The organism is Bacillus sp. FSL W8-0640 (genome assembly GCF_038007725.1).
Lineage (GTDB): Bacteria > Bacillota > Bacilli > Bacillales > Bacillaceae_G > Bacillus_A > Bacillus_A cereus.
On sequence record NZ_JBBOXT010000001.1, the window covers coordinates 275,001 to 282,500 of the forward strand.

Sequence of the window (7,500 nt, forward strand, 5' to 3'; positions counted from 1 at the left end):
GACAACTAGGATGTTGGCTTAGAAGCAGCCACCATTTAAAGAGTGCGTAATAGCTCACTAGTCGAGTGACTCTGCGCCGAAAATGTACCGGGGCTAAATACACCACCGAAGCTGCGGATTGATACCGAATGGTATCAGTGGTAGGGGAGCGTTCTAAGGACAGTGAAGTCAGACCGTAAGGACTGGTGGAGTGCTTAGAAGTGAGAATGCCGGTATGAGTAGCGAAAGACGGGTGAGAATCCCGTCCACCGAATGCCTAAGGTTTCCTGAGGAAGGCTCGTCCGCTCAGGGTTAGTCAGGACCTAAGCCGAGGCCGACAGGCGTAGGCGATGGACAACAGGTTGATATTCCTGTACCACCTCTTTATCGTTTGAGCAATGGAGGGACGCAGAAGGATAGAAGAAGCGTGCGATTGGTTGTGCACGTCCAAGCAGTTAGGCTGATAAGTAGGCAAATCCGCTTATCGCGTATGCTGAGCTGTGATGGGGAAGCTCCTTATGGAGCGAAGTCTTTGATTCCCCGCTGCCAAGAAAAGCTTCTAGCGAGATAAAAGGTGCCTGTACCGCAAACCGACACAGGTAGGCGAGGAGAGAATCCTAAGGTGTGCGAGAGAACTCTGGTTAAGGAACTCGGCAAAATGACCCCGTAACTTCGGGAGAAGGGGTGCTTTCTTAACGGAAAGCCGCAGTGAATAGGCCCAAGCGACTGTTTAGCAAAAACACAGCTCTCTGCGAAGCCGTAAGGCGAAGTATAGGGGGTGACACCTGCCCGGTGCTGGAAGGTTAAGGAGAGGGGTTAGCGTAAGCGAAGCTCTGAACTGAAGCCCCAGTAAACGGCGGCCGTAACTATAACGGTCCTAAGGTAGCGAAATTCCTTGTCGGGTAAGTTCCGACCCGCACGAAAGGTGTAACGATTTGGGCACTGTCTCAACCAGAGACTCGGTGAAATTATAGTACCTGTGAAGATGCAGGTTACCCGCGACAGGACGGAAAGACCCCGTGGAGCTTTACTGTAGCCTGATATTGAATTTTGGTACAGTTTGTACAGGATAGGCGGGAGCCATTGAAACCGGAGCGCTAGCTTCGGTGGAGGCGCTGGTGGGATACCGCCCTGACTGTATTGAAATTCTAACCTACGGGTCTTATCGACCCGGGAGACAGTGTCAGGTGGGCAGTTTGACTGGGGCGGTCGCCTCCTAAAGTGTAACGGAGGCGCCCAAAGGTTCCCTCAGAATGGTTGGAAATCATTCGTAGAGTGCAAAGGCATAAGGGAGCTTGACTGCGAGACCTACAAGTCGAGCAGGGACGAAAGTCGGGCTTAGTGATCCGGTGGTTCCGCATGGAAGGGCCATCGCTCAACGGATAAAAGCTACCCCGGGGATAACAGGCTTATCTCCCCCAAGAGTCCACATCGACGGGGAGGTTTGGCACCTCGATGTCGGCTCATCGCATCCTGGGGCTGTAGTCGGTCCCAAGGGTTGGGCTGTTCGCCCATTAAAGCGGTACGCGAGCTGGGTTCAGAACGTCGTGAGACAGTTCGGTCCCTATCCGTCGTGGGCGTAGGAAATTTGAGAGGAGCTGTCCTTAGTACGAGAGGACCGGGATGGACGCACCGCTGGTGTACCAGTTGTTCTGCCAAGGGCATAGCTGGGTAGCTATGTGCGGAAGGGATAAGTGCTGAAAGCATCTAAGCATGAAGCCCCCTCAAGATGAGATTTCCCATAGCGTAAGCTAGTAAGATCCCTGAAAGATGATCAGGTTGATAGGTTCGAGGTGGAAGCATGGTGACATGTGGAGCTGACGAATACTAATAGATCGAGGACTTAACCATATAATATGAAGCAATGTTATCTAGTTTTGAAGGAATATGCCTTCATAGTTTGGTGATGATGGCAGAGAGGTCACACCCGTTCCCATACCGAACACGGAAGTTAAGCTCTCTAGCGCCGATGGTAGTTGGGACCTTGTCCCTGTGAGAGTAGGACGTCGCCAAGCAACTTTAAGACGAGTCAGAATGACTCGTCTTTTTTGTGTTTTATAAAAATAAGAATGGCTGGTAAATCTCAGTTTATTAAAATTTCACTTTATTGTTCACATCAACAAGTTCAAAACGCTCACAGACGAGTAACATATCTTCAGAGAAATTAAGACCAAGCTCATTTAGTTCCTTTGTAAAAAAACGAACATGGGTGTCTCTCCAGTAATTATAAGTACGATCTCCTTCGCCTTCAGCGATAGCGAATTCTTCGCTTACTTCATTCATTGGTGTTACAGTTACTTCTATTGTCTTAATAATAGCTACAGGTTCATCATTACTATTGAGTATAATACTATAATCAGTAGTAGTCGGTAGTGATTCATGTTCTAATTCATAAAAAATGTGACCGGAGCATGTAGCGGTTTTAATACCGTCAATTACTAGTTGTGCAAGATAATTAGGGGTATCCCCAAATTGCCAAGCTGTAACAGATTCTGGTTTTTTGTTGTTTCCCCAATAAGTATCCCAATATGTTTGTGCTAATTGATTCATTTTTATCGTTACCTCACTCTAATTCATATTTAGTCTCTTTATAATTCCTAGGAAATTTACTTACTTATTTAGTATGTCTTTGTACTCATTTAAAAGTTGTAGCGGTGTGTTGCAAATTAAAAAGATACTATGTGGAGTGAATATAGTTTGTAAATATGTTCTGTACATATATGTAATCTTTAATTTTCCAATTGCATTTTATGATAAAGGATGTAGTTACTTAAAGAACGTTCAGATTATGAATGGTAGTTTATTATCACTATGCCATATTGAAGTGAGTAATACTAGAGTTAAAATAGATGAAAAAACTGATATTCTAAATTGAATATCAGTTTAATAATATGTGACTTATATGAATCTATAGCAATACGAAAAGCGTAAATAAGATAGCCAACAAAATACGATAGTACGCAAAAGGTTTTAAACCTATCTTCTCTAAAAGCTTTAGAAAAGTTACTACCGCTAGCATCGCTACTATAAAAGAGGTAATGAATCCTACCGCAAACATAGGGATGTCATCGACACTTAAATACTTCCAACTTTTTAGTAAGTCTAAGCCTGTAGCCCCAATCATTACAGGAAGAGCTATTAGAAAAGAGAATTCAGATGCAGTCTTATAATTTACTTTTGCTAATAGACCTCCAGAGATAGTAGAGCCAGCTCTAGAGAAGCCAGGGTATACTGCTAAGCACTGAAATAATCCGATTGTTAAAGCTTGGCGGTATGTTAAATCGTCCAGTGAATAGGCTGCTGCCTCTTTCTTTTTTACTTCTGCAAAGAGCATAAGAATTGCACCTGCTACAAGTCCAATCACAACAGTGTATGGCTGGAATAAGTATGTTTTAATAATATCATGTAGTAGCAAACCAGCAACCACTGCCGGAAATACGCCAAGAAATACATGGAACGCGTTGAATTTTTTTTCTTTCTGTAGAAGAGGCTTAATATTACATAAAGAAACGAGACGTTTATGATATAAAATTGCAATGGCTAAAATTGCGCCTAGCTGAATAACAATTTCAAACGTTTTCGCTCTTTCTCCCTCAAAGCCTAATAAATGCCCGACTAATATAAGATGGCCAGTAGAGGATATAGGTAAAAATTCAGCTAATCCTTCTACAATACCGAGTATGAAGGCAATAATGATATCGCTCATAGTTTCACTCCTACAAATTAATGAATGTCTACTTTTTTAAAATAGAATAGTGTTGCAATAAATCCGGAAATTGTCGTTACTGCAATGATGATATAAGAATACTCTGGTGGATATGTCGGTTGTAATTCGTTATTTGCGATATCTAGAGTAGCGGTCCACGGAAATAAATCTTTATGCTTGGAGTTTACGAGCATAAGATTAGTCATTGTAATAATGACTGTTAATATAATGGGCGGTACATAGCTCTTCATTACAAGAGTTAGTAGCACAATAGGTGAAGACAATAGAAAGAGAAGTCCACCACATATTAAAAATTCTAGGAAAGAACCTAAAAGTAAAGAAATGTTAAAGCCAGGGAAGTTCCCCAATAGCCCTAATATTAAAGTAAGTGCCCAAGCGACTAAAGTTAGCATCATAATCCAAAGAAAGAGAATGATGAATTTACTTATAATAAAGCTAATGCGCGACACGGGGATAGTTAGTAAATTTTTCAGTGTATCTTCTGCATATTCGCGGGTAAGCAAATATGCAACCACTACTCCATATAAGGGGAATCCTATAACTAAAGTAGTATATAAGTTAACGTCAGTGAATAATTGATGGAACCAAATAGTTGGAGTAGGCTGTTTTGTTTTTATATGTATATAAGAGGCTACTACAACTAAGAAAGGTGCGACACCAGCACCAATAATGCTAATTAAAAACATATTAGAGCGTTTTAGTTTTAAGAGTTCTGTATAGAGTAGATTAACCAATTGTTCCACCTCCAACTAGTTTGGTGAAATAATCTTCTAGTCTATCTTCGCTTATCATCATTTTTAATACTTCAATACCGTTAAGAACAAACGTTCTGTTTATGTATCCTTGTTGTCCAAAATGAGAGTAAATACGAATATTTCCTTCATCATGTACTTCATAATCAAAAATTTGAAGATGATTTTCTAATAACATCACAGCTTTATCGTCATTATTCACTTGAAACTCTATGTACTTACGGTTTGCTTTGCGCAGCGTATCAAGAGAAACTTCTTCTAGTAACTTTCCTTCATGAATAATTCCGATACGATCGACCAACTGTTCTATCTCGGCTAATATGTGACTAGAAATGAGTATTGTTATATTTCTTTCTTGAGCTAAAGAATGAATAAGTTTTCGCATTTCTTTAATACCAATAGGGTCTAGTCCGTTAGTTGGTTCATCTAATATGAGTAGCTCAGGATAATGGAGAAGAGCGCGTGCAATTCCTAAGCGTTGCTTCATTCCTAAAGAATACTTTCCTACTAACTTTTTTGTCTCATGCTGCAAGCCTACTATTTCTAATGCTTCTTCGATAGCATTCTTTTTGTGAACCCCAATTATCTTTGCATTAATTAGTAGGTTTTCTTTTGCAGTTAAGTTTTCATAAAATCCTGGAACTTCAACTATAGAACCAATTCTGCTTAAAATATCTTTTTGATTTTGGAATAAGTTCTCTCCGAATATTTCAATCGTTCCACTTGTAGGTTTTATAAGACTAAGCAGCATACGAATGGTTGTTGTTTTACCAGCACCGTTGCGGCCTATGAAGCCATAAATCTCTCCTTGTTGAACATTAATATTTAAATTATCTACTGATTTTTGATTGCCATATACTTTAGTAAGGTTAGTCGTTTTTATAATTGTATTTATAGGAGACACCTGCTTTCTATAAGTTCTTACTTACATCATAAAAAGGAAGGCTTAACTGCATATTAATCATTTCTTAACTATTTCTTAAAAGTATTGTATTTTGGAATAGAAAAGCCAAAAGTAGTTCGTTTCCATGGAGTACTTTCAACCCATATATGCCCACCATTTTTTTCAACGAGTGCTTTAGAAATAGAGAGTCCGAGACCGCTACCACCAAATGAAGAGTTTCTTGATTGTTCGCTTCGGTACATTCGCTCAAATATGTTTTGTAAATCATGTTTTGGAATACCAGGGCCTTGATCCCAAATATGAAGTTTGTATTCTGCATCAGCTTCTAGCAGTTCGACTCCTATTGTTTTCCCATCCTTTCCGTAATAAATTGCATTTTTCATTAAATTACCGATAATCCGCATAATGCTTAGATGATCTGCGATGATAGGACAAGTAGACTCTGGTATGAGAATTTGCAGTTCGATGTTATGTTTTGAGAGCTCAGGTAAAAATTCAATCAAAACTTCTCTAGTAACTTCAGAAAAGTCGAGTTCTTCTTCTTTTAGTGGAAATTCATTAGCGTCTAGCTTCGCCATATTGAATATTTCATCAACTAGGTGCTTTAAGTTATTTGATTTCATATAGAGTATTTTAAGATATTTTTGTTTTTCTATTTCAGAAGCAGCAACTCCGTCTTTCAAAGCATCTATATATCCGATGATGGAGGTGAGTGGTGTTCGTATATCGTGGGAGATACTAGACAAAAGTTGTTTTCTGGATTCCTCGGATCTTTTGGCTTCAATCTGAACCTGCTCTAATTTAGCTATTAGCTCGTTTATTGAAAAAACGATATTATGTAATGAGTGGTCATTGCTTGTGAATAATCTCGTTTGTAAGTTTCCTTTTAGTACACGACTTAATTTAGTATCCATTGCTTTACGATGTTGAATGAATTGTATTCTTGAAAAGAAGAGATAAATTGTAATTAAGATAAGGATAATAAATAAAGACATTTTTAATCTTGGGCCCATTTGTATGTTTAAAATCCCGCAAATGATAAGTTGTAATGAAATAAGGAAGAGGGTTTTATCAGTCTTCAAGCTTTTCACCTACAAACTTATAACCAATTCCCCATATAGTCTGAATAAATTTTGGATTGGAAGGGTCAATTTCTATTTTCTTTCTAAGTTTTCGAATATGTACCATAACGGTATTGTCATCTTCTATATAATTATCGTCCCACACATTTCGGAAGAGCTGTGTTTTTGTAAATACTTGCCCTGGGTTTGAAGTAAAGAATTTTAACAGTTCCAATTCTTTTCCGGTTAAGCTAATTTCTTCTTTGTTTGTATGAACTGTGTATGTATTTAAATTGATAGTTAGTCCTTTAAAAGATAAAGTTGTTTTTTCTTGAGCAGTATTGTTACTTCCGAGAACTAAAAAACGCCGCATAAGAGCTTTTACTCGTGCAATTACTTCGTGAATGCTGAAAGGTTTCGTAATATAATCATCAGCACCAATGCTTAAACCTAAAATTTTATCAACTTCGTGATCTTTAGCTGTGAGCATTAATATAGGTACGTTAGTTTTATCTCTAAGTTTTTTACATACCTCGATTCCATCTATTTTGGGCATCATAAGATCTAATATAACGAGGTTATATTTATTTTGATTAAATAAATGCAAGGCTTCTTCGCCGTTGATTGCAGTGTCTACCATGTATAATTCTCGTTCTAAATATATTTTTAATAAATTTCGGATTTCTTTATCGTCGTCTGCTATAAGGATACGTATATCTTTCATATCTTCACCTGCTTCTAATAGAGTTTTATTGATAGTACAACAACTCTCTAATTATATACTAGTATTTGTTAAAATAAGGTTGCTAGTTTTGTTGGAGGAAAACGTCCACACAAGTTAAGTCTAGAGTTCAAATTAACTTGAATATATTTTTAAAAATAAATTAAAGAGAAGCAGAAGGTGTGCTCCGATAATGAAATCCTATAGAGACGTATCTAGCTAAAAGAGCATAAAAATATTAAATTGAAATTATTTATAAAAAGGTGTTGACGATTATACTTTAGAGGTGTAATATAGGACAAGTCGCCGATGACAATAACGTCGCAAGCGACAAACGAAATAAAAAACTTAGTTGA

Annotated in this window: 6 protein-coding genes and 2 rRNA genes (1 of these 8 cut by a window edge); 2 read left to right on the top strand and 6 right to left on the bottom strand. The window is 38.3% G+C overall.

Going from position 1 to position 7,500, the window contains the following annotated elements:
* Nucleotides 1-1,830: ribosomal RNA gene (locus tag N2V80_RS01560) — 23S ribosomal RNA — on the top strand (it extends 1,092 nt beyond the left edge of the window).
* A 48-nt stretch (nt 1,831-1,878) separates the two neighbouring features.
* Nucleotides 1,879-1,994: ribosomal RNA gene (gene rrf, locus N2V80_RS01565) — 5S ribosomal RNA — on the top strand.
* Between the two features lie 76 nt (nt 1,995-2,070).
* Here the strand turns inward: rrf and N2V80_RS01570 are convergent.
* The 6 genes from N2V80_RS01570 to N2V80_RS01595 form a co-directional block, all read right to left on the bottom strand.
* On the bottom strand, nt 2,071-2,529 hold the full coding sequence (locus tag N2V80_RS01570) for an ASCH domain-containing protein (RefSeq protein WP_001072423.1): 459 nt from the start codon (nt 2,527-2,529) through the stop codon (nt 2,071-2,073).
* Between the two features lie 358 nt (nt 2,530-2,887).
* Complete coding sequence (uppP, locus tag N2V80_RS01575; RefSeq protein ID WP_001279960.1) at nt 2,888-3,685, bottom strand: undecaprenyl-diphosphate phosphatase UppP; 798 nt, start codon at nt 3,683-3,685, stop codon at nt 2,888-2,890.
* Between the two features lie 17 nt (nt 3,686-3,702).
* Complete coding sequence (locus tag N2V80_RS01580) at nt 3,703-4,440, bottom strand: ABC transporter permease (RefSeq protein ID WP_000247716.1); 738 nt, start codon at nt 4,438-4,440, stop codon at nt 3,703-3,705.
* On the bottom strand, nt 4,433-5,362 hold the full coding sequence (locus N2V80_RS01585; RefSeq protein WP_000074580.1) for an ABC transporter ATP-binding protein: 930 nt from the start codon (nt 5,360-5,362) through the stop codon (nt 4,433-4,435). The genes N2V80_RS01580 and N2V80_RS01585 overlap by 8 nt, the downstream gene beginning before the upstream one ends.
* A 68-nt stretch (nt 5,363-5,430) precedes the next feature.
* The gene (locus N2V80_RS01590; protein WP_061654672.1) at nt 5,431-6,444 is read right to left on the bottom strand and encodes a sensor histidine kinase; all 1,014 of its coding nucleotides are present in this window, start codon (nt 6,442-6,444) and stop codon (nt 5,431-5,433) included.
* Complete coding sequence (locus N2V80_RS01595; protein ID WP_000651991.1) at nt 6,434-7,147, bottom strand: response regulator transcription factor; 714 nt, start codon at nt 7,145-7,147, stop codon at nt 6,434-6,436. The genes N2V80_RS01590 and N2V80_RS01595 overlap by 11 nt, the downstream gene beginning before the upstream one ends.
* Between the last annotated feature and the right edge of the window lie 353 nt (nt 7,148-7,500).

What these genes read in the sequence shown, in the direction of transcription:
- N2V80_RS01595 (WP_000651991.1), bottom strand. Translation starts at nt 7,147, where the DNA reads ATGAAAGATATACGTATCCTTATAGCAGACGACGATAAAGAAATCCGA.
- N2V80_RS01570 (WP_001072423.1), bottom strand. Translation starts at nt 2,529, where the DNA reads ATGAATCAATTAGCACAAACATATTGGGATACTTATTGGGGAAACAAC.
- uppP (WP_001279960.1), bottom strand. Translation starts at nt 3,685, where the DNA reads ATGAGCGATATCATTATTGCCTTCATACTCGGTATTGTAGAAGGATTA.